The organism is Pseudomonas sp. P4_C8, from assembly GCF_056401975.1.
Genome location: NZ_JBFUIH010000011.1, coordinates 38443 through 60117, shown reverse-complemented (window position 1 = coordinate 60117; position 21675 = coordinate 38443). Strand labels below are relative to the sequence as shown.

18 protein-coding genes, 2 tRNA genes and 1 pseudogene are annotated in these 21675 nt (G+C 58.9%); 15 read left to right on the top strand and 6 right to left on the bottom strand.

The genetic code is table 11. From position 1 onward, the window contains the following. Nucleotides 1-144: 144 nt before the first annotated feature. From AC1DWM_RS09290 to AC1DWM_RS09275, 4 genes are all read left to right on the top strand, one after another. Nucleotides 145-498 carry an MGMT family protein gene (locus AC1DWM_RS09290; protein ID WP_223512291.1) on the top strand — a complete coding sequence of 118 codons (354 nt, stop codon included), beginning with the start codon at nt 145-147 and terminating at the stop codon, nt 496-498. Between the two features lie 44 nt (nt 499-542). Then, nucleotides 543-2126, top strand: a complete 1584-nt coding sequence (locus AC1DWM_RS09285) for an AmpG family muropeptide MFS transporter (RefSeq protein ID WP_223512293.1) — start codon at nt 543-545, stop codon at nt 2124-2126. Between the two features lie 106 nt (nt 2127-2232). Then, on the top strand, nt 2233-3948 hold the full coding sequence (locus AC1DWM_RS09280; RefSeq protein WP_477795068.1) for a proline--tRNA ligase: 1716 nt from the start codon (nt 2233-2235) through the stop codon (nt 3946-3948). Between the two features lie 17 nt (nt 3949-3965). Continuing rightward, nucleotides 3966-4919 carry a hypothetical protein gene (locus tag AC1DWM_RS09275; RefSeq protein WP_223512297.1) on the top strand — a complete coding sequence of 318 codons (954 nt, stop codon included), beginning with the start codon at nt 3966-3968 and terminating at the stop codon, nt 4917-4919. Between the two features lie 151 nt (nt 4920-5070). Here the strand turns inward: AC1DWM_RS09275 and dinB are convergent, their stop codons facing one another. Beyond that, nucleotides 5071-6132 (bottom strand): DNA polymerase IV, encoded by a 1062-nt coding sequence (gene dinB / locus AC1DWM_RS09270; RefSeq protein WP_477795067.1) that lies wholly within the window; start codon nt 6130-6132, stop codon nt 5071-5073. Nucleotides 6133-6432: 300 nt separating this feature from the next. Here dinB and AC1DWM_RS09265 point away from each other — a divergent pair. The 4 genes from AC1DWM_RS09265 to AC1DWM_RS09250 all read left to right on the top strand — a co-directional run bounded on the left by AC1DWM_RS09265 (nt 6433) and on the right by AC1DWM_RS09250 (nt 11036). After that, nucleotides 6433-6509: transfer RNA gene (locus AC1DWM_RS09265), tRNA-Met, on the top strand. Nucleotides 6510-6740: 231 nt separating this feature from the next. Beyond that, a tRNA-Met gene (locus AC1DWM_RS09260) sits at nt 6741-6817 on the top strand. Nucleotides 6818-7095: 278 nt separating this feature from the next. Next, nucleotides 7096-9738, top strand: a complete 2643-nt coding sequence (gene mprF / locus AC1DWM_RS09255) for a bifunctional lysylphosphatidylglycerol flippase/synthetase MprF (protein ID WP_477795066.1) — start codon at nt 7096-7098, stop codon at nt 9736-9738. Continuing rightward, entirely contained in the window at nt 9738-11036 is a 1299-nt protein-coding gene (locus AC1DWM_RS09250) for a virulence factor family protein (RefSeq protein ID WP_477795065.1), read from the top strand. Before mprF ends, AC1DWM_RS09250 begins: the two co-directional genes overlap by 1 nt. Nucleotides 11037-11135: 99 nt before the next feature. On the opposite strand, the pseudogene AC1DWM_RS09245 reads toward AC1DWM_RS09250, so the two are convergent. The 3 genes and pseudogenes from AC1DWM_RS09245 to AC1DWM_RS09235 all read right to left on the bottom strand — a co-directional run. Next, nucleotides 11136-11257, bottom strand: a pseudogene (locus AC1DWM_RS09245) (MarR family transcriptional regulator); the annotation flags it as partial. Nucleotides 11258-11563: 306 nt separating this feature from the next. Continuing rightward, on the bottom strand, nt 11564-11851 hold the full coding sequence (locus AC1DWM_RS09240) for a type II toxin-antitoxin system RelE family toxin (protein WP_111450975.1): 288 nt from the start codon (nt 11849-11851) through the stop codon (nt 11564-11566). 11 nt (nt 11852-11862) lie between these two features. Next, nucleotides 11863-12153: a Phd-YefM gene (locus tag AC1DWM_RS09235; protein WP_027925020.1), complete on the bottom strand. Its 291-nt coding sequence runs from the start codon at nt 12151-12153 to the stop codon at nt 11863-11865. Nucleotides 12154-12679: 526 nt separating this feature from the next. Here AC1DWM_RS09235 and AC1DWM_RS09230 point away from each other — a divergent pair. Further along, a complete protein-coding gene (locus tag AC1DWM_RS09230) occupies nt 12680-13006 on the top strand; it encodes a DUF3077 domain-containing protein (RefSeq protein ID WP_477795064.1) in 327 nt (108 codons plus the stop codon). 188 nt (nt 13007-13194) lie between these two features. On the opposite strand, the gene AC1DWM_RS09225 is transcribed toward AC1DWM_RS09230, so the two are convergent. Further along, on the bottom strand, nt 13195-15096 hold the full coding sequence (locus tag AC1DWM_RS09225; protein ID WP_477795063.1) for a potassium transporter Kup: 1902 nt from the start codon (nt 15094-15096) through the stop codon (nt 13195-13197). A 289-nt stretch (nt 15097-15385) separates the two neighbouring features. On the opposite strand from AC1DWM_RS09225, the gene rimO reads away from it, so the two are divergent. The 6 genes from rimO (at nt 15386) to tsaA (ending at nt 20606) form a co-directional block, all read left to right on the top strand. Beyond that, nucleotides 15386-16723, top strand: coding sequence for a 30S ribosomal protein S12 methylthiotransferase RimO (gene rimO / locus AC1DWM_RS09220; protein WP_477795062.1), 1338 nt, complete (start codon nt 15386-15388; stop codon nt 16721-16723). Nucleotides 16724-16836: 113 nt separating this feature from the next. Continuing rightward, a complete protein-coding gene (locus tag AC1DWM_RS09215) occupies nt 16837-17310 on the top strand; it encodes a GNAT family N-acetyltransferase (RefSeq protein WP_477795061.1) in 474 nt (157 codons plus the stop codon). Nucleotides 17311-17528: 218 nt separating this feature from the next. Beyond that, entirely contained in the window at nt 17529-18239 is a 711-nt protein-coding gene (locus AC1DWM_RS09210; RefSeq protein WP_150780411.1) for an rRNA pseudouridine synthase, read from the top strand. Nucleotides 18240-18315: 76 nt separating this feature from the next. Then, the gene (locus AC1DWM_RS09205) at nt 18316-18786 is read left to right on the top strand and encodes a YehS family protein (protein ID WP_223512306.1); all 471 of its coding nucleotides are present in this window, start codon (nt 18316-18318) and stop codon (nt 18784-18786) included. Nucleotides 18787-18979: 193 nt separating this feature from the next. Continuing rightward, nucleotides 18980-19750, top strand: coding sequence for an SDR family oxidoreductase (locus tag AC1DWM_RS09200; protein ID WP_477795060.1), 771 nt, complete (start codon nt 18980-18982; stop codon nt 19748-19750). A 157-nt stretch (nt 19751-19907) separates the two neighbouring features. Further along, on the top strand, nt 19908-20606 hold the full coding sequence (tsaA, locus tag AC1DWM_RS09195) for a tRNA (N6-threonylcarbamoyladenosine(37)-N6)-methyltransferase TrmO (protein WP_027925012.1): 699 nt from the start codon (nt 19908-19910) through the stop codon (nt 20604-20606). Between the two features lie 204 nt (nt 20607-20810). On the opposite strand, the gene fpr is transcribed toward tsaA, so the two are convergent. Further along, nucleotides 20811-21590 (bottom strand): ferredoxin-NADP reductase, encoded by a 780-nt coding sequence (gene fpr, locus AC1DWM_RS09190; protein WP_008054100.1) that lies wholly within the window; start codon nt 21588-21590, stop codon nt 20811-20813. Nucleotides 21591-21675 lie beyond the last annotated feature (85 nt).

Below are 21675 nucleotides of genomic sequence, written 5' to 3'. Positions count from 1 at the left end.
TTGCGATAAAAAGTCGGCATTATCCTCTGGAATAAGACCCTAGCAAGGACTGACTCGACTATTTCTATTGAGTTCATTTCTCAAACAGTGATCCGGGATTTACTCTACAAACGGCAATGCGACCTTTTTTCAGGAATTGCGGACGTGACCGAACCAACCTCTGAATCCGACAATGCGGCGCAAATCCGACGCACGGCGCTCTACCTGACCCTGGCCCAAGTGCCTGAAGGCAAAGTGGTGAGCTATGGTCAACTCGCGGAGCTGGCCGGACTCGGTCGCGCTGCCCGCTGGGTCGGACGCACGTTGAGCCAATTGCCGGGCGACACCAAACTGCCCTGGCATCGGGTTCTCGGTGCCGGCGGTCGGATCAGCCTGCCTGTGGGCAGCCCTTCGGGGGATGAGCAGCGCGCGCGATTGCGCTCGGAAGGTGTCAGCATCCAGAATAATCGTGTTGATATTCAGCGCCATGGCTGGCGCCCGGTAGAGCACAGCGGTTAGAGTGCGCGCTTTGTTTCCGTAATTCTTGAGGCAGACTCCAGCCCATGCCCCGTAAAACCTGGCGCGCCGCGCTCGCCGCCTATGCCAGCCCCTCGACGCTTGTGTTGTTGCTGCTTGGTTTCGCCGCCGGCCTGCCCTACATGCTGGTGTTTTCGACGCTTTCCGTCTGGCTTCGCGAGGCAGGTGTAGCTCGCGAAACCATTGGTTATGCAAGTCTCATTGGCTTGGCCTACGCCTTTAAATGGGTCTGGTCCCCCCTGCTCGATCAATGGCGCCTGCCATTTCTCGGCAAGCTGGGGCGACGACGCTCGTGGCTGGTGCTATCGCAGGCGCTGGTGATCCTCGGCCTGGTAGGCATGGGTTTTTGCGACCCACAAAAGCATTTGTCCTGGCTGATCGCCATCGCGGTGGTGGTCGCCTTCGCCTCGGCGACGCAGGACATTGCGGTCGATGCCTATCGCCTGGAAATCGCCGAAGACAGTCGCCAGGCGGCACTCGCCGCCAGCTACATGTCGGGTTATCGGATCGCCGCGCTGCTTGCGACTGCCGGCGCGCTGTTCTTCGCCGAGGGCTTCGGCTCCACCGGTTTCAATTATCAGCATTCGGCCTGGGCGGGTACCTACGTGCTGTTCGGCGCCCTGATGGTTCCAGCATTGATCACCTCGGTGTTCATGCGCGAACCACCCGTGCCACTGCGCACACAGCTTCAGGCCGGCCGTTACAGCTTTGTGCATCAACTGGCGTCAGTGTTTGTGCTGATCGTGTTGCTGGTGTCCGTGCCCGCCATGTTCACTCAGCTCTACTACACCGACTTCGCCAGCGTCCTGTTCGAAGGCGTGAGCCTGCTCGACCTGGTACTCGAAGACCGGGCGCTTCTGCGGGCGATCCTCTACATCACGCTGACCGCCCTGTGCCTGTCGAGCATGGGCCGCCGCGGACTGGCGCCGGTGCTGACGCCGGTCAACGACTTCATTCTGCGTTACCGCTGGCAAGCCTTCCTGCTGCTGGGGCTGATCGCCACGTACCGGATGTCCGATACGGTCATGGGCGTGATGGCCAACGTGTTCTACATTGACCAGGGTTTCACCAAGGATCAAATCGCCAGCGTCAGCAAAATCTTTGGCTTGATCATGACCCTGGTCGGCGCCGGCATGGGCGGCCTGCTGATTGTGCGCTTCGGCATTCTGCCGATTCTGCTGATCGGCGGCATTGCGTCGGCCGGCACTAACCTGCTGTTCCTGATGCTCGCCGACATGGGCGCCAACCTGAACATGCTGATCCTCACCATTTCCCTGGACAACTTCAGCTCGGGCCTGGCGACATCGGCGTTCGTCGCCTACCTGTCGAGCCTGACCAACCTCAAGTTTTCCGCCACCCAGTACGCCCTGCTCAGCTCGATCATGCTGCTGCTGCCACGCCTGATCGGCGGCTACTCGGGGGTCATGGTCGAGAAGTTCGGCTATCACAATTTCTTCTTGATCACCGCCCTGCTCGGCGTTCCGACACTGCTGTTGATCGCCCTCCACTGGTTCCAGGAGAGCCGTCGCGCAGGTCCGACACCGACGCCAGAGCCCGCTCCGCCCCAAATCGTGGAAGAATCGCAGGAATCATCGCAAAGGGCGGTGTGATTCCCGCCCTCCTGCCACACCACCGACCGCATGCCTGTACGCCAGCGGATCTCGCCCGTACAATGCTCCGTCATTTCCCGTCATCAGCAACCGACAACGGCCAACCATGCGCACCAGTCAATTTTTGCTCGCCACACAGAAAGAAACGCCTTCCGACGCGGTCGTGATCAGCCATCAGCTGATGCTGCGCGCCGGCATGATCCGCAAACTCGCCTCGGGCCTCTACACCTGGCTGCCGATGGGCTTGCGAGTGATGCGCAAGGTCGAAGCCGTCGTTCGTGAAGAAATGAACGCCGCAGGCTCTCTTGAAGTGTTGATGCCGAGCACACAACCGGCTGAGCTGTGGCAGGAATCCGGTCGTTGGGAAGAGTACGGCCCTGAATTGCTGCGCTTCAAGGATCGCCATGGTCGTGATTTCTGCGCGGGCCCGACCCACGAAGAAGTGATCACCGATCTGATGCGCAATGAGTTGAGCAGCTACAAACAGCTGCCGATCAACCTGTACCAGATCCAGACCAAATTCCGCGATGAAATCCGCCCACGCTTCGGTTTGATGCGCGGTCGTGAATTCATCATGAAGGACGCCTATTCGTTCCACGCTGACCAGCCTTCGCTGCAAGTCACCTACGACCGCATGCACCAGGCTTACTGCAACGTGTTCACCCGTCTGGGCCTGAAGTTCCGCCCTGTAGAAGCCGACAACGGTTCCATCGGCGGTGCCGGCTCCCACGAGTTCCACGTACTGGCCGAATCCGGCGAAGACGACATCGTCTTCAGCAACGGCTCCGACTACGCGGCGAACATCGAAAAAGCCGAAGCGGTACCACGCGAAACCTCGCGCGCGCTGCCTGCCGAAGAGCTGTGCCTGGTCGACACCCCGAACGCCAAGACCATTGCGCAACTGGTCGAAGGCTTCAACCTGCCGATCGAAAAGACCATCAAGACCCTGGTGGTTCACGCTGAAGAGCCAGGCAAGCTGATTGCCCTGATCATCCGTGGTGACCACGAACTGAACGAAATCAAGGCGGCCAACCAGCCAGGCGTTGCCAGCCCGCTGGTCATGGCGTCCGAAAGCGAACTGCGCGACGCCATTGGCGCCGGCGCCGGCTCTCTGGGCCCGTTGAACCTGCCACTGCCGATCATCATCGACCGTTCCGTCGAGCTGATGAGCGACTTCGGCATTGGTGCCAACATCGACGACAAACACTACTTCGGCGTGAACTGGGAGCGTGATCTGCCTGTTCCAACCGTCGCTGACCTGCGTAACGTGGTAGCCGGCGACCCAAGCCCGGATGGCAAGGGCACGCTGGAAATCAAGCGCGGCATCGAAGTCGGGCACATCTTCCAGCTGGGCAACAAGTACAGCAAAGCGATGAAGTGCGAAGTGCTGGGCGAGAACGGCAAGCCGGTCACCCTGGAAATGGGTTGCTACGGCATCGGCGTTTCCCGCGTGGTGGCGGCCGCCATCGAGCAGAACAACGACGCCAACGGGATCATCTGGAGCGACACCCTTGCGCCGTTCCAGGTTGCGCTGGTGCCACTGCGCTACGAAACCGAACAGGTTCGCGAAGCCACCGACAAGCTCTACGCAGAACTGACTGCAGCCGGCTTCGAAGTTCTGCTGGACGACCGCGACAAGAAGACCAGCCCGGGCATCAAGTTCGCGGACATGGAGCTGATCGGCATTCCTCACCGGATCGTGGTCAGTGATCGTGGCCTTGCCGAAGGCAATCTGGAATACAAGAGCCGCACCGAACCTGAAGCGCAAGCGCTGCCGGTCGCCGACGTGCTGTCTTTCCTCCAGGCCCGTATCCGCCGCTGACACCAGATAGAGAAGTCATGTTCAAGCGAAACACCTTAGGCCTCGGTGGTGCCGCCCTGTGCGGCACCCTGCTGGTCAGCGGCTGCGCCAATCAGATGTCGCAACGTAGCGAGCACGAGGAACGTGTCGAGCGCAAATTGCTCGATCACAGCCTGCAGATCGATGTCGGTGATCCCAAGGTGCTTGATCTGCCGCAACGTCGGGTGAAAATCCACGAGCAGAAGACCTTCGAAGTCACCGAATTCGAAGTCACTCGCAACTATGATCGCTACACACCTTACCAACCCTGGCGGGAGGTCTATGAGATCCCGCTGGGCGCGGTGGCTGTAGTGGCCGGTGTCGGCGCGAACGTGGTCAACGTGTTTACGCTTGGCAACCTGCCGGACAGCGTGACCAAGGATTGGCTGAGCTACGGTTTCGCCGGGCTCAACCCGTTCATGAACGTGCAGTCTCACGGTCGTGCGCAACAAAACCTGGCCGGCATCGACGAAGTTCAGCTCGACAAACGCACCGAATACTCGAGCCTGCCATGGAGCGAGCGTCCGGTGGAGGTCAAGGCCGGCAAGGAAACGTTCGAGCTGAGCACCGACAAAAACGGCGTTTTGCGGGTGAATCTGCTGGACAGCCCGTTTGCCGAACATGACATCAACCATTTAACCCGCCTGCTGATCAGCGTCGAAGATGGCAACGACGATGTGCACACCAACACATCCCTGGAAGTCAGCAGTTCTTTGCGTGGCAAGTTGCTCGAAGCCCACGGGCTGATTTACGACGATCTCGAAGACGACGAAGTGAGCCAGTGGGTACACCGGGTCAAGCGCCTGTCGGAACTGGGTCTGGAAGAAGAAGCCAGCGAGCTGGAGCAAAGCCTGATCGAACTGACGCGCAACGATCCCGAGTTGCAGACCGAATTCCTCAAGTCGTTGACCAAGGATGCCGGGCGCCTGGTTGCGGATCCGGGGCCGAATTAAAAGCTAAAGCTAAAAGCTTCGCGAGCAGGCTCGCTCCCACATTAGTCCGCGTTCGTCTGAACAACTCGGTCAACTGTGGGAGCGACGGTGCGACGATTCGACCTGCTCGCGAAGGCGGCCTGACATTCACTTCAACATTAAGATCTGCCCACTACCGCTCAAACAACTCCATCTGCTCAAACCCGCCCCGCAAATCCTCAAGCCTTACCCCAACCCCCAGCAACCGCACCGGTTTCCCGCCGCGATTGAACGCCTGGGTCAGCAGCAACTGATAACTCCCCAAATCCCGCCCTGCTCCGGCCTGCTCCAGTGTCGTCTGGGTAAAGTCATGGAATTTCACTTTGACGAACGGCTTGCCCGGCCGATAGCTGCTGTCGATTCGCGCCATGCGGCCCGCAAGGGTTGCCAGCAGCTCAGGCAATTTATCCAGACAGCTCACCAGATCCGGCAAGTCCACGTCGTAGGTGTTTTCAACACTGATCGACTGCCGACGACTGTCGTTGTGGACCAAACGCTCATCGATCCCACGGGCCAGGCTCCAGAGTCGTTCGCCGAAACTGCCGAATTCGCGCACCAGCGCCAATTTGTCCCACTCGCGCAAATGCGAGCAATCGACGATGCCGAGCCTGCCCAGTTTGTCGGCAGTGACTTTGCCCACACCGTGCAACTTGCTCACCGGCAAGCCGCTGACAAAGTCTTCCACTTGATCCGGGGTGATGACGAACAAGCCGTTGGGCTTTTTCCAGTCACTGGCGATCTTGGCCAGAAACTTGTTCGGCGCCACACCGGCTGACACGGTGATGTGCAATTGATTGGACACTCGCCGACGGATGTCCTGGGCAATACGCGTAGCACTGCCACCGAAATGCGCGCTGTCCGACACGTCGAGGTAGGCCTCATCGAGGGACAGCGGTTCGATCATGTCGGTGTAATCGCGAAAGATCGTGTGAATTTCCTTCGAGGCTTCTCTATAAGCCTCCATGCGCGGCTTGACGATGGTCAGGTCCGGGCACAGCTTCAACGCATGCCCGGAAGACATGGCCGAACGTACGCCATAGGCCCGCGCTTCATAGTTACAGGTTGCGATCACCCCCCGTCGATCCGCCGAACCACCCACTGCCAACGGTTTACCGGCCAGGCGCGGGTCGTCACGCATCTCGATGGCGGCGTAGAAGCAGTCACAGTCGACGTGGATGATTTTTCGCTGGGTCATATAAAAGCGCAGTTCGAGACGAAGAAAAGGAGCGTTGGCGAGTCAGATAGGCAGTATCTCACCGACACCTGTATATAGCACCAGTACTCGGAATGTTCTTTTTCACTCGTAGGAAAGTACGCCGTGCATTTATTTTTTCAATCGAACGCAACCTGCCAATAGAGCTACAAGCCTTGCCACGCCTGCCTTACAGCCATTTACGCCACCCTATTTTCAAGCTAAGCGGTTGAACAGGAAGAGGTTTTTCCAATATTGAAGGTTGACACCCCGGCGATCCTCTGTAGAATGCCGACACACAGACGCGGGATGGAGCAGTCTGGTAGCTCGTCGGGCTCATAACCCGAAGGTCGTCGGTTCAAATCCGGCTCCCGCAACCAAACATCAAAAAAGGCTACTCGAAAGAGTGGCCTTTTTTGTGCGTGTTTGTTTTGTATTCAGAGCGAAGCAAGCGAGCATTTGGGCTGATGTGGTCTGAAATGAGAAATCGTTCCAATTCCGAAACTTAGCTCTCCCCTACGACCGTTCGCCGCTCAACTACACTTATTTGACCCTTCTTGGGATTAACGGTTGACACCTCGCCGTTCGCCTGTAGAATGCCGCCACACAGACGCGGGATGGAGCAGTCTGGTAGCTCGTCGGGCTCATAACCCGAAGGTCGTCGGTTCAAATCCGGCTCCCGCAACCAAACATCAAAAAAGGCTACTCGAAAGAGTGGCCTTTTTTGTATCTGCCGAAAAAGTCCTTTCGCAACAATGATCTGTCACAGTGCCGGGAAGCGTCAGGGATCTTCAAACTACTGAGTCCAGACTATGCTGAAACTCAGGCAGCCCCCTCTTCGACTCATGACGCACCATCGCCGGAACCCGGTGAGAGGCGTTAATATTCGTGATTATTTTTATCTACAAGGATTGGTAACTTGGCTCGATACCTCCATCCTGTCGCGCACGATCCAAGAGGTGATTGATGCGCGCCAACTCGTCTGATCCACAAGACACTGTCACAGCAACACAGCCGATCAAGGCCGAGCGTTTGCGCCTGCTCGATCTGATCAGCAAATATCGTCAGCCCATCGGTCTGGCGGTCACTCTGCTGTTGTTCGCTATCGCGCTGATTGCCTGCCGTCATCTGCTGAGCGAACTCGATCTGTACGCTTTGCACGACTCGATTCTGGAAGTCCCGAAACCGGCATTGCTGGGCGCCTTGGGTGCGACCGTGGCCGGCTTCATTATTCTGTTGGGTTACGAATGGTCGGCCAGCCGCTATGCGGGCGTGACGCTGGCGCCTCGAATTTTGGCGCTCGGCGGGTTCACGGCCTTTGCGATCGGCAATGCCATTGGCCTTTCAATGCTTTCGGGTGGCTCGGTTCGTTACCGTTTATATGCACGTCATGGTCTGGGGGCTTCAGAAGTCGCTCACATGACGTTGTTTGCCAGCCTGTCGCTCGGTTGCGCCCTGCCACCGCTGGCCGCCCTGGCAACCCTCAGCAACCTGCCTGCCGCCTCTACTGCCTTGGGGCTGTCCGAGACATTGCTCGGTGCGATTGCCGCGGCAGTCCTGCTGCTCTTCAGCGTCCTGGCCATCGGCATCTACCGCCGTCGCCTGCCGGATCAGCCTTCACCTGACAACTTGCTGGTCAAAGTCGGCCGCCGCACCTTGCGCCTGCCCGGCCGCCGCCTGACTTTCCTGCAACTGATCATCACCGCCCTGGACGTGGCTGCCGCCGCGACCGTGCTCTATCTGTTGCTGCCCGAGGCCCCGCCCTTCGGCGCTTTCCTGCTGGTGTACTTGCTGGCATTGGCCGCGGGCGTGCTCAGCCACGTGCCGGGCGGGGTCGGCGTATTCGAAGCGATCCTGCTGGCAGCCTTTGCCGATTCACTCGGCGCGGCACCACTGGCCGCCGCCCTGCTGTTGTATCGACTGATCTATGTGGTGTTGCCCCTGTTGGTGGCCTGCCTGTTCCTGCTGATCAACGAAGGTCAGCGCCTGTTTCAGTCGCGTCAGTCCCTGCGTGCAGCTTCGGGCCTCGCGGCACCGATTCTGGCGGTGCTGGTGTTCCTGTCCGGCGTGGTGTTGCTGTTTTCCGGCGTGACCCCGGAAATCGACACCCGCCTGGAACACGTCGGTTTTCTGATTCCGCATCGCCTGGTCGATGCCTCGCACTTCGGCGCCAGCCTGATTGGTGTGCTGTGTCTCTTGTTGGCTCAAGGCTTGCGTCGACGCCTGTCTGCGGCCTGGATGCTGACCACCATTTTGCTGCTGGTCGGCGCCCTGCTCTCCCTGCTCAAGGGTTTTGACTGGGAAGAAGCTTGCCTGATGACCCTCACAGCCAGTTTGCTGGGAGTTTTCCGCCGCTCGTTCTATCGCCCGAGCCGCCTCACCGAACTGCCGTTCTCGCCGCTGTATCTGGTGTCCAGCCTGTGCGTGCTGGGTGCCTCGATCTGGTTGCTGCTGTTTGCGTATCAGGACGTTCCGTACAGCCACCAACTCTGGTGGCAGTTCACCCTCGATGCCGATGCGCCGCGTGGCTTGCGCTCGCTGCTGGGCGCCGCCGTGCTGCTGGTCGTGGTATCCCTGACATGGCTGCTGCGCACCGCCCGCCCAGTCATTCACTTGCCGTCGCCGGATGAACTGAACCGCGCCGTAAAGATCCTCATGGCTTCCGCCCAACCGGATGGCGGCCTGGCCCTGACCGGTGACAAGGCGCTGCTGTTCCACCCTAACGATGAGGCGTTTCTGATGTACGCCCGCCGTGGACGCAGCCTGGTGGCGCTGTACGACCCGATCGGCCCGACCCAGCAACGGGCGGAAATGATCTGGCAGTTCCGCGACCTCTGCGACGTCCACCACGCCCGCCCCGTGTTCTATCAAGTGCGCGCCGAGAACCTGCCGTACTACATGGACATCGGCCTGACCGCGATCAAGCTGGGCGAAGAAGCCCGGGTGGATCTGCATCGCTTTGATCTCGAAGCCAAGGGCAAAGAGATGAAAGACCTGCGTTACACCTGGAACCGTGGCACCCGCGATGGTTTGTCGCTGGAGATCTTTGAGCCGGGCCACGCCCCGATGGATGAACTCAAGGTCATTTCCGATGCCTGGCTGACCGGCAAGAATGTCCGCGAGAAAGGCTTTTCGCTCGGCCGTTTCAGCGATGACTACCTCAAGCACTTCCGCATTGCGGTGATTCGTTTCGAAGGTCGCCCGGTGGCATTCGCCAATCTGCTCGAGACCTATGGCCATGACCTGGCCAGCCTCGACCTGATGCGTGCGCACCCGGACGCGCCGAAGCTGACTATGGAATTCATGATGGTCGGCCTGATTCAACATTATAAAAAACATGGATACGCGCGTTTCAGCCTGGGCATGGTGCCGTTGTCGGGGTTGCAACCCCGTCGTGGTGCACCACTGACTCAGCGTCTGGGCTCGATGGTTTTCCGCCGTGGTGAGCAGCTCTACAACTTCCAAGGCTTGCGCCGCTTCAAAGACAAGTTCCAGCCTGACTGGGAACCCCGTTATATGGCCGTGCCCGCCGGACTCGATCCGCTGGTTGCCCTGGCCGATACTGCTGCCCTGATTGCGGGCGGCTTGACTGGATTGGTGAAACGCTGATGATTCAACGCTCCTTGCGGTACGTACTGGCCACACTGGTAGTGCTGGCCCTGATTCTCGGTGGCGGTTTCTGGTACATGAAACGCCCGGCACCGGCACCGACGCTCGAACTGTTGACGCCCGCTGGTGGCGCCGTGATGACCCGCGTGGTTCCCGGCACCACGCCGAAGGCTCAAGTGCTGGTAGCGGTCAACGAAGACCAGAAGCTCAGCGATCAACAGCTGATTACATTGAGCCGCTCCGGTTCGGCGCAGATTGTTCAAGTGATTCTGCCTAAAGACTGCCTGCTGCAAAGCCGCGCACTGCAATCGGGCTTGAGAGAACTCAAAGGCCCGGCAACCTTGGTCAGCGGTATCGGCCCCGGCGCCGTACTGGCCTGGCGCTGGCTGTCCGAGCAAAAGAATGACAAGGCTCAAGCCATCTCCGTCGACCTGGCCCTGGAAAAACCAGGCTGCACCCACCTGCTGCCGAAAACCGCTGCTCACGGCCACTGGCTGGTGGCGTGGAACGACAACCCGGACGACACCAGCGCCGGCTTCGTACGCGATCAACCCAACGCCGAAACCAGCATCAGCGACTACGACATCAACCTGCCGCAAGTGCTGAACAACGAACTGCGCAAGCTCCTCGTCGGTGGTGACAAAGCCGCTGGCGGTCTGCAAATCCCGGTTGTCGAAGTACCGGCTGGCCAAGCCAAGGACACCGTCACCCTGTTCCTCTCCGGTGACGGCGGCTGGCGCGACCTCGACCGTGACGTAGCGGGCGAGATGGCCAAGATCGGCTACCCGGTGGTCGGCATCGACACCCTGCGCTACTACTGGCAGCACAAGAGCCCGGAGCAAAGCGCCCTGGACCTCGCCGAACTGATGCAGCACTACCGGCAGAAATGGGGCACCAAGCGCTTCATCCTGACCGGTTACTCGTTTGGCGCCGACGTGCTGCCAGCGATCTACAACCGCTTGGCCGAATCGGAACAGCAACGCGTCGACGCCATCATCCTGCTGGCCTTCGCCCGCACCGGCAGCTTCGAAATCGAAGTCGAAGGCTGGCTCGGCAACGCCGGCAAAGAAGCCGCCACTGGCCCGGAAATGGCCAAGCTGCCACCTGAGAAAGTGGTGTGCATCTACGGTGAAGAAGAAGTCGACGAAAGCGGCTGTACCGACAAGACCGCCGTGGGCGAAGCGATAAAACTGCCTGGCGGCCATCACTTCGACGAGAACTACCCGGCGCTGGCCCAGCGTTTGGTGGATATCATCGAGAAGCGGCAAGCCAAGGAAGAGGCGACGGTTCAGGAGTGATCTGAGCCACGCCACGAAAAAGCCCCCGTAGCCGTTTGGTTGCGGGGGCTTTTTTACATGTACAAACTTGAAGCGCTTCCAGCTAGCCGGACGTTATGTCGAATTCGACTCAGATTCCATTTTCCCAAAAAGTTTTCTTTTTGGGCGTGCAGTCTGGCGATCTTGAACAAAAGCAAAATGTCTTGACTCTTCATCAAGCTAGAAACTCCAAGTGTCCACATTCCATAAAACGTGGACACTTTTTTCTTTGAAAATATCGATCCGTCAAGACCGCTCGATAGGTCCTGACCTCGCGACCAGCCCGGACAAAGACCAATCTGAAGAAGAACTGCCTGAAAGCAAGCAACACCGCCGTTCCCCTGTGGGAGCGAGCCTGCTCGCGATGGCGGACTGAGATTCACTATTGGTGTTGCCTGACAGACCGCTATCGCCGGCAAGCCGGTCTCACTCCCACAGGGATGGTCAGTGGATTCAAGTGATCGGACAAAAAAAACCCCGCCACCTTCACGGCAACAGGGGCTTCCTACTTATAGGCGGCGCTCTGCGGCGCCATATACCTCTTCGTCACGTCGGGCCCCGACTGCGACGATCAACACCTGAATCGCCTTGCCATCGACTCGATAAACAATCCGCGTGTCACCGGTCCGGATCCGTCTACAGCCTGCAAGACTGGCTCTTAGGGGCTTGCCGCTCTTGTCCGGCTCACCATTGATAATCCGCTCTTCGATAACATCAAGAATGCGGTTCGCCGCCACAGCTCCCAGCAGATCCAGATCCTTCTGGACCTCCGGATGATAGATAACGCCCCAAACCATCCACAGCTCCTTTAGTCTTTCTTGGCGTACCGAGCCCGCATATCGTCGTGGCTGACAGCCTTGGCCTGATCAAAACCGATCAGTCGCTCTCGGGCCGCTGCTTCAACCCGAAGGTCCTCAAGCTCGTCAAGCATTTCCTGATACGCATCGACATTGATAATGACCGCTGCGGGCTGGTTGTCTTTGAAAATGACCAGTCGTTCGGTGGCTCGGCTGGAAATCTCCTTTAGCCTCGCACTAAACCCCCTGACCATCGCAGTCACCGAAATCGCTTGGTCAGCACGCTCCAGTAATGCCGTCATACTCACCTCTCTACACAATCATGCAAATTTGAACACACAGTTCTACGCAGAGTATTGCGTCGAATTAGACATACAGCAAGCTGCAAAAACCGCGAATTTATCATTCAGCGTTTTTCATCCTGAGAAAAAGTGAGCCGAAGGACGTGTAAACGCTCTCACCATATTTAGTTTCGTTTACTTCTGGTGTCGCAATATCGGATGACGCCCGCAGACCTTGTAGGCAAACTCCGAATCTCGCGTTTGGGCACTTTGATGCCTTGTTGCGCTTTTCTTTGACGGGATAGTCTTCGGCCGTCGCTGCCAATGCAGTGATCGGGTGTGGTAACCCGGCAAAGCAAAGTGCAACAGCGCTCCCATCACGATTTCATGCGTTTTTACGCCTGTAATCCGGTGTCATGGCGGCTGTGCGTGGGAGACCTTCGGGTCTGCCGGTTCCTTTGCTCTCCCGGTTTACCACCCTGCGTACAGCTGCCACCCATTCGTGTGGTAACGAATGCGGCAGCTCCTCGTTTTAAGGAGCGAAACAATGAGCAAAACAAATCCATCCACACCTTCAGACCTGAAAACCACCGGCTTCACCCCCTTCGTCTACTGCTCGAACCAGGCGTTATTCAACGTCCGCGCCGGCGTCCCTATCGCTGATGCATTGTCACAAGCCTCCGACCTGCTATTCCTCGGCAAATCATTCGCCGAGGATGCCGCCTACGCAAAAGACACCGACCGCCACGCCTGGGCCGCGCATTACCTGACGGCAATGGGTAAGGCAGTGATTGATGATGTATTGAAGGTGCTAACCCCGCGACCTGCCCGGACAAAAACCGAATCCGAAGAAGAACTGCCTGAAAGCAAGTAACACCGTAGGACTCTTGTAGGAGTGAGCCTGCTCGCGATGACGTCGACAGAGGCAACATTGATGGCGACTGAGCTACCGCTATCGCGAGCAGGCTCACTCCCACAGGATCTTTACCAGACAAAAGTTATGCGCTCGGACACAAAAAAGCCCCCGCCACCTTCACGGCAACGGGGGCTTTTTGATGTCGCTTACATCTCTACCTGAGTACCCAACTCAATCACCCGATTCAGCGGCAGATTAAAGAAGCGCAAATTGCCATTGGCGTTCTTCAACATGAAGGCGAACAGCGCCTCTCGCCAACGGGCCATGCCTTCCAGCTTGGAGGCGATGACCGTCTCGCGGCTGAGGAAGTAGGTGGTGCGCATCGGGCTGAAGTTCAGGTCGTCGAGATGACACAACTTCAGCGCTTGCGGCACGTCCGGTTCGTCGATGAAGCCAAAATGCAGGATCACCCGGAAGAAACCTTCGCCGTGGGACTCCACCTCAAAGCGCCGGGTCGGTGGCACGCGCGGGATGTCTTCGTACAACACCGTCAGCAGCACCACTTGCTCGTGCAGCACCTGGTTATGCAGCAGGTTGTGCAACAGCGCGTGAGGCACGGCATCCGGGCGCGCGGTCAGGAACACGGCGGTGCCCTGTACGCGATGCGGCGGTTGCACGGCGATACTGCTGATGAAAATCGGCAGTGGTAGCCCACCTTCGTCCATACGCTCTACCAGCAGTTGCTTGCCGCGTTTCCAGGTGGTCATCAGCACGAACAGCGCGATACCGGCGATCACCGGAAACGCACCGCCCTGAACGATTTTCGGTACGTTGGCGGCGAAGTACAGACCGTCCACCAGCAGGAAACCGAGCAACACCGGCACCGCGAGCACCGGTGGCCATTTCCACAGCAGCAACATCACCGCCGACACCAGGATGGTGGTCATCAGCATCGTGCCCGTCACCGCCACGCCGTAGGCCGAAGCCAGGGCACCGGAGGATTCGAAACCCAACACCAACAGAATCACGCCGACCATCAGCGCCCAGTTCACCGCGCCAATGTAGATCTGGCCTTGTTCAGCGCTGGAGGTGTGTCGAATGTGCATGCGTGGAATGTAACCGAGCTGGATCGCCTGACGGGTCAGGGAGAACGCACCGGAAATCACCGCTTGCGAGGCAATCACCGTGGCCAGGGTCGACAAGCCAACCAAGGGAATCAGCGCCCAGCTTGGCGCCAACAGATAGAACGGGTTACGAGCCGCTTCCGGGTCACCGAGCAGCAGCGCACCCTGACCAAAGTAGTTCAGCACCAGCGCCGGCAGCACGAGGATGAACCAGGCGCGGGCAATCGGCTTGCGACCAAAGTGGCCCATGTCGGCGTACAGCGCTTCGGCACCGGTCAACGCCAGCACCACCGCGCCGAGAATCGCCACGCCCATGCCCGGGTGCACCACGAAGAAACGCACGCCCCACACCGGGTTCATCGCTTGCAACACTTCGGGGTGTTGCATGATGCCGTAGACGCCCAGCGCGCCCAGCACCACAAACCAGGTGACCATGATCGGCCCGAACAGAATGCCGATGCGCGCGGTGCCGTGGCTCTGGATCAGGAACAGCGCCACCAGCACGATCAACGACAGCGGGACGACCCAATGATCGATGCCCTCGAACGCCAACCCCAGGCCTTCAATGGCCGAGAGGACGGAAATCGCCGGAGTGATCATGCTGTCGCCGTAGAACAGCGCCGCACCGATCAGCCCGCAAACCACCAGCAAGGTGCGCAACTTCGGATGCCCAGACGCCGCCCGCCTGGCCAGCGCGGTCAGGGCCATGATCCCGCCTTCGCCCTGGTTGTCGGCGCGCAGCACGAATAACATGTATTTGATCGAAACGACCCAGATCAGCGACCAGAAGATCAGCGCCAGTATCCCCAGCACGCCGTCATGGTTGACCGGCACGCCGTAGCCACCGGAAAACACTTCTTTGAGGGTGTACAGCGGGCTCGTGCCGATATCGCCGTAAACCACCCCGACTGCCGCGACCAGCATGCCGATCGGCTTCGCTGCTGAATGCTCGGCACCCGCCGCCTGACTACTTGCCTGACCCATCCACCACTCCTACTACCCAGATCGGACTTATTTGGAAGAAGCGCTATGCTTTGCCACGCAGCATGCGCTGTTTTACGTCAGGTTACAGACGATTTGTTGACTGTAAAAATTCGGTAAAGCCTAACGGCGCGAAGCATAGCGCAGCACTCGTCGTATTTCCCTGCATAAAGCTGGTCAAGTGAGCGACTCATCGCTAGAATTGCGCACTTTTTGATCAGAGGCGCGACAAAGCGCCCGTTTGTCGCCTTGCCGACTTCGGCTGGAGGCGTCACAAATACCGAGGTTAGACATGTCCACCACTCCTGTGCCGGCCAATCCAAAGGTTGGCTTCGTATCCCTGGGTTGCCCCAAAGCACTGGTCGACTCCGAGCGCATCCTTACCCAGCTGCGCATGGAAGGCTATGACGTTGTGTCCACTTACGAGGACGCCGACGTCGTGGTGGTCAACACCTGCGGTTTCATCGACTCGGCCAAGGCTGAATCGCTGGAAGTAATCGGCGAAGCCATCAAGGAAAACGGCAAGGTCATCGTGACCGGCTGCATGGGCGTCGAAGAAGGCAACATTCGTAAGGTGCACCCAAGCGTGCTGGCCGTGACCGGTCCGCAGCAGTACGAGCAAGTGGTCAACGCCGTGCACGATGCCGTGCCGCCGCGTCAGGATCACAACCCGCTGATTGACCTGGTGCCGCCGCAAGGCATCAAGCTGACCCCGCGCCACTACGCCTACTTGAAGATTTCCGAAGGCTGCAACCACAGCTGCAGCTTCTGCATCATCCCGTCGATGCGCGGCAAACTGGTCAGCCGCCCGGTCGGTGATGTGCTCGACGAGGCCCAGCGCCTGGTCAAGGCCGGTGTCAAAGAGCTGCTGGTGATTTCGCAAGACACCAGCGCTTACGGCGTTGATGTGAAATACCGCACCGGTTTCTGGAACGGCGCGCCGGTGAAAACCCGCATGACCGAACTCTGCGAAGCCCTGAGCACCCTCGGCGTCTGGGTTCGTCTGCACTACGTTTACCCGTACCCGCACGTCGACGAGTTGATCCCGTTGATGGCCGCCGGCAAGATCCTGCCGTACCTGGACATCCCGTTCCAGCATGCCAGCCCTAAAGTCCTGAAAGCCATGAAACGCCCGGCCTTCGAAGACAAGACCCTGGCACGTATCAAGAACTGGCGCGAGATCTGCCCGGACCTGATCATCCGTTCGACCTTCATCGTCGGCTTCCCCGGCGAAACCGAAGAAGATTTCCAGTACCTGTTGAACTGGCTGACCGAAGCCCAACTCGACCGCGTCGGCTGCTTCCAGTACTCCCCGGTCGAAGGCGCACCGGCCAACCTGCTGGACGCGGCCATCGTGCCGGACGACGTCAAGCAGGACCGTTGGGACCGCTTCATGGCGCATCAACAAGCGATCAGCTCGGCGCGCCTGCAACTGCGCGTCGGCCGTGAAATCGAAGTGCTGGTGGACGAAGTCGACGAGCAAGGGGCCGTTGGCCGCTGCTTCTTCGATGCCCCGGAAATCGACGGTAACGTGTTCATCGACAATGGCAGCAACTTGAAGCCGGGCGACAAAGTCTGGTGCAAAGTGACCGATGCCGACGAATACGACCTGTGGGCTGAACAGATCTAAACGCAAAAAATACGAAAAGCCCCGCTCTCTTGACGAGATGCGGGGCTTTTTTACGTCTATCGTTTTGTGGGAGAAAGGATTCGCATCATCAACTGCAAAAGGGGCAGCCGGCCATGCGCCAACATTCGGTCATCCACACGCCGAAACACAGTGACTACGAAGAACTCACTCAGGTCTGGGAAGCTTCGGTACGCGCCACCCATGACTTTCTGCCGGACAGCTACATCCTGTTGCTCAAGGACCTGGTGCTGACCCGCTACCTCGATGCGGTGATGCTTATTTGCACCAAAAACCCGCGCCAGCGCATCACCGGGTTCGCCGGGGTCGCCGCCGGCAAGATCGAAATGCTCTTCATCGATCCGGTTCATCGCGGGCAGGGCCTGGGCAAACAGTTGCTACGCTATGCCCTGGAACACCTGAATGCCGATAAGCTCGACGTCAATGAACAGAACTCACAAGCGCTGGGGTTCTATCTCAAACAAGGCTTTGAAGTGATCGGCCGCTCCGAATGTGACGGCATGGGCCAGCCTTATCCGCTGCTGCACATGCGCCTGCGCCAACATCAGCAGCATTCGCGGCATGGCTGACACAAAACAGAACAACTGTAGGAGCTCGCTTGTGTAGGAGCTGGCTTGCCAGCGAAGAGGCCCGGGAACTTTGCGGCGATCAATCGGCCGCCTTCGCTGGCAAGCCAGCTCCTACACAAGCCAGCTCGTACACTAAATGCTACTAGGTGCAAATGGAGCCGGGATTAACCGGCGCCACGCAGGTACAATGCCCACCCCTTTTTTGTTACGGCCCTGTCATGACTGACCCGATTCGTCTCTCCAAACGCCTCATCGAACTCGTCGGCTGTTCCCGTCGGGAGGCTGAGCTGTTCATCGAGGGCGGCTGGGTGACCGTGGACGGTGAAGTCATCGACGAGCCGCAGTTCAAGGTCGACACTCAAAAAGTCGAACTCGATCCAGAGGCCAAAGCCACCGCGCCAGAGCCGGTGACTATCCTGTTGAACGTGCCCGTGGGCATGGACGCGGACACCGCCATGGCCACCCTGAGCGCCGAGACGCTGAGCGAAGAACACCGCTTCAGCAAACGTCCGCTCAAGGGCCATTTCCTGCGCCTGACCGCCAGCACCGACTTGCAGGCCAATGCCAGCGGGTTGCTGGTGTTCACCCAAGACTGGAAGATCCTGCGCAAGCTCACCGCCGATGCCAGCAAGATCGAGCAAGAGTATGTGGTCGAGGTTGAAGGCGACATGGTGGCTCACGGCCTCAACCGCCTGAACCACGGCCTGACCTACAAGGGCAAGGAACTGCCGCCAGTCAAAGCCAGCTGGCAGAACGAAAACCGCCTGCGTTTTGCGATGAAGAACCCGCAACCGGGCGTGATCGCCCTGTTTTGCCAGGCCGTCGGCCTGAAGGTCGTCGCCATCCGCCGCATCCGCATCGGCGGCGTGTCCATCGGCAAAGTGCCGCTGGGACAATGGCGCTACCTGTCCGGCAAAGAGAAGTTCTAAGACTTCTCCCGCCGCCACACATTTCGGCGCCGCTGTCTGATGCGGCGCCCACTGCTGAATATCAGGATTGCACACCATGATTCACAACGACGTACTGCGCAGCGTTCGCTACATGCTGGACATCAGCGACAAGAAAGTCATCGAGATCATCAAGCTCGGCGGCATGGACGTGACCCTGGCCGACCTGCTGACTTATCTCGACAAGAAAGAGGAAGACGAGGAAGGCTTCGTCCGCTGCCCGGACGACGTCATGGCGCACTTCCTTGATGGCCTGGTGATCTTCAAGCGCGGTAAGGACGAAAGCCGTCCACCGCAGCCGATCGAAATCCCGGTGACCAACAACATCATCCTGAAAAAACTGCGTGTAGCCTTCGAACTAAAAGAAGACGACATGCACGCGATCCTCAAGGCCGCCGAGTTCCCGGTGTCCAAGCCTGAATTGAGCGCGCTGTTCCGCAAGTTCGGCCACACCAACTACCGCACGTGTGGCGACCAGTTGCTGCGCAACTTCCTCAAAGGCCTCACCCTGCGCGTTCGCCCGCAGTAAGCGTCCCGTCCCCTGTAGGAGCACAGCTTGCTGGCGATGGCGATCTTCAAAACGCCATCGCCAGCAAGCTGTGCTCCTACAGAGGCGGCCGCAAGCCCGGCTGTATAGACCCTCATTCCTCGCAAAAATAGTGGCTCCGCTGACGCCGGCTGACGACTAGGGTGTATTGACCCTTAAGCGTTCAGGATTCGCCATGCACCCGTATTTTTCCCTGCAAGGCCGCACCGCACTGGTGACCGGCGGCACCCGTGGTATCGGCAAAATGATCGCCAAGGCTTATGTCGAAGCCGGCGCAACCGTGTACGTCTGCGCCCGGGACGCCGAAGCCTGCCAGCAAACGGCTGACGAGTTGAGCGCGTTCGGGCGCTGTCACGGGGTGGCGGCCAATCTGGCCACCGAAGAAGGCGTACTTCAACTGGCTACGCGACTGGGAGAGCAGATCACTCATCTGGATATTCTGGTGAACAACGCCGGCACTACCTGGGGCGCGCCACTGGAGAGCTATCCGGTCAAGGGCTGGGAAAAGGTCATGCAGCTCAACGTGACGTCGGTGTTCAACTGCATTCAGCAGTTTTTGCCGCTGTTGCGCAAAGCCGGTTCTGAGGCCAATCCAGCGCGGATCATCAACATCGGCTCGGTCGCCGGAATTTCTTCCTTTGGTGAACAGGCGTATGCCTACGGCCCGAGTAAGGCAGCCTTACATCAATTGTCGCGGATTCTGGCGCGGGAGCTGGTGAGCCAGCACATCAACGTCAACGTGATTGCGCCGGGACGTTTCCCGAGCAAGATGACGCAGCACATTGGCAATGATGAACAGGCGCTGGCGGACGATACGGCGTTGATTCCGATGAAGCGCTGGGGGCGAGAGGAAGAGATGGCGGCGCTGGCGATCAGCCTGGCGAGTACGGCGGGGGCGTATATGACCGGGAATATCATTCCTTTGGATGGTGGGTTCAGTCTCTGAGATCGGCGGCGCGGCCATCGCGAGCAGGCTCGCTCCCACAGGGGAATGCATTTCAACTGTGGGAGCGAGCCTGCTCGCGAAGAAGCCCTTGTAGCCGCCACAGATCCAGGGACGATCAGGTTATCATGCCCACCCTCTCCCGCTTTGACCAAACACCATGACCTACAGCGTTTCCCCCATCGGCTTCGTGCGCTCCTGCTTCAAGGAGAAGTTCGCCATCCCGCGCCAACCGCAACTGGCCCCGGCCGCTCGCGGTGTTCTGGAGTTGGTCGCACCGTTCGATCAAGGTGATGCGGTGCAGGGCCTGGAGCAAGTCAGTCACGTCTGGTTGCTGTTTCTGTTCCATCAGGCCCTGGAAGAAAAACCCCGTTTGAAAGTCCGCCCACCTCGTCTCGGCGGCAACAAATCCATGGGCGTGTTCGCCACCCGCGCCACACATCGACCCAATGGCATCGGGCAATCCGTGGTCAAGCTGGACAAGGTCGAAGCCAATCGCCTGTGGATATCCGGCATCGACCTGCTGGACGGCACGCCGATTCTCGACATCAAACCCTACGTGCCTTACGCCGACATCATCGACAGCGCCTCCAACAGCATCGCCAGCGCCGCGCCGCAGCTGATTCCCGTGCAGTGGACGGATGCTGCGCTGCAACAGGCTCATGGCCATGCTCAGCGCCTTGAAGAGCCCTTGGTGGCGTTGATCGAGCAATGTTTGGCACAAGACCCACGCCCGGCCTACCAGATTCCTACGCCTGAACGGGAATATGGCGCGCAGTTCTGGGATCTGGATGTGCGTTGGCATTATCCCGAGGCCGGAGTGATTCGCGTCCTGGAAGTCATTCCCGCGAAAATCTAAACGCCAAAAACAAAAAACCCGCGCTGCCTTTTCAGACAACGCGGGCTTTTCTTTGCGCTACACATCTGCTGTAGGAGCTGGCTTGTGTAGGAGCCTGGCTTGCCAGCGATAGCGGTTTGTCTGCCGACATTATCGGCAACAGACAGATTGTCTTCGCTGGCAAGCCAGCTCCTACACAAGCCAGCTCCTACAAGTGACCTACGGTCACTTCTCGACGAACGCACGCTCGATCAGGTAATCACCCGGCTCGCGCATCCGCGGCGAAACTTTCAGGCCGAAGCTGTTCAACACTTCGCTGGTCTCGTCGAGCATGCTCGGGCTGCCGCACAACATGGCGCGGTCGTCCTGCGGGTTGATCGGCGGCAGGCCGATGTCGCTGAACAGCTTGCCGCTGCGCATCAGGTCGGTCAGGCGACCTTCGTTCTCGAACGGCTCGCGGGTCACAGTCGGGTAGTAGATCAACTTGTCACGCAGCGCGTCGCCGAAGAACTCGTTCTGCGGCAGGTGCTCGGTGATGAATTCGCGGTAGGCGACTTCATTGACGTAACGCACGCCGTGGCACAGGATCACTTTTTCGAAACGCTCGTAGGTTTCCGGGTCCTGGATGACGCTCATGAACGGCGCCAGACCGGTACCGGTGCTGAGCAGGTACAAATGCTTGCCAGGCTTCAAGTCATCCAGCACCAGCGTGCCGGTAGGCTTCTTGCTGATGATGATCTCGTCGCCTTCCTTCAGATGCTGCAACTGGGAAGTCAGCGGGCCATCGGGCACCTTGATGCTGAAGAACTCGAGATGCTCTTCCCAGTTCGGGCTGGCGATCGAGTAAGCACGCATAAGCGGGCGGCCGTTGGGCTGTTGCAGGCCGATCATCACGAACTGACCGTTCTCGAAGCGCAGGCCCGGATCGCGGGTGCACTTGAAGCTGAACAGAGTGTCGTTCCAGTGATGAACACTGAGGACACGCTCGTGGTTCATGTTGCTCATGTACGTGGGACTCCTGGAGATTTTGCCTGCGCCATTGATGTGCGCAATTGCATCGCATTCTAAAGGCAGAGACAATATCTGTTAA

Coding starts and splice junctions, on each gene's coding strand:
- mprF (WP_477795066.1), top strand. CDS start 7,096: ATGCGCGCCAACTCGTCTGATCCACAAGACACTGTCACAGCAACACAG.
- AC1DWM_RS09200 (WP_477795060.1), top strand. CDS start 18,980: ATGCACCCGTATTTTTCCCTGCAAGGCCGCACCGCACTGGTGACCGGC.
- tsaA (WP_027925012.1), top strand. CDS start 19,908: ATGACCTACAGCGTTTCCCCCATCGGCTTCGTGCGCTCCTGCTTCAAG.
- AC1DWM_RS09215 (WP_477795061.1), top strand. CDS start 16,837: ATGCGCCAACATTCGGTCATCCACACGCCGAAACACAGTGACTACGAA.
- AC1DWM_RS09275 (WP_223512297.1), top strand. CDS start 3,966: ATGTTCAAGCGAAACACCTTAGGCCTCGGTGGTGCCGCCCTGTGCGGC.
- AC1DWM_RS09225 (WP_477795063.1), bottom strand. CDS start 15,096: ATGGGTCAGGCAAGTAGTCAGGCGGCGGGTGCCGAGCATTCAGCAGCG.
- rimO (WP_477795062.1), top strand. CDS start 15,386: ATGTCCACCACTCCTGTGCCGGCCAATCCAAAGGTTGGCTTCGTATCC.
- AC1DWM_RS09240 (WP_111450975.1), bottom strand. CDS start 11,851: ATGGTTTGGGGCGTTATCTATCATCCGGAGGTCCAGAAGGATCTGGAT.
- fpr (WP_008054100.1), bottom strand. CDS start 21,590: ATGAGCAACATGAACCACGAGCGTGTCCTCAGTGTTCATCACTGGAAC.
- AC1DWM_RS09235 (WP_027925020.1), bottom strand. CDS start 12,153: ATGACGGCATTACTGGAGCGTGCTGACCAAGCGATTTCGGTGACTGCG.
- dinB (WP_477795067.1), bottom strand. CDS start 6,132: ATGACCCAGCGAAAAATCATCCACGTCGACTGTGACTGCTTCTACGCC.
- AC1DWM_RS09280 (WP_477795068.1), top strand. CDS start 2,233: ATGCGCACCAGTCAATTTTTGCTCGCCACACAGAAAGAAACGCCTTCC.
- AC1DWM_RS09230 (WP_477795064.1), top strand. CDS start 12,680: ATGAGCAAAACAAATCCATCCACACCTTCAGACCTGAAAACCACCGGC.
- AC1DWM_RS09250 (WP_477795065.1), top strand. CDS start 9,738: ATGATTCAACGCTCCTTGCGGTACGTACTGGCCACACTGGTAGTGCTG.
- AC1DWM_RS09210 (WP_150780411.1), top strand. CDS start 17,529: ATGACTGACCCGATTCGTCTCTCCAAACGCCTCATCGAACTCGTCGGC.
- AC1DWM_RS09285 (WP_223512293.1), top strand. CDS start 543: ATGCCCCGTAAAACCTGGCGCGCCGCGCTCGCCGCCTATGCCAGCCCC.
- AC1DWM_RS09205 (WP_223512306.1), top strand. CDS start 18,316: ATGATTCACAACGACGTACTGCGCAGCGTTCGCTACATGCTGGACATC.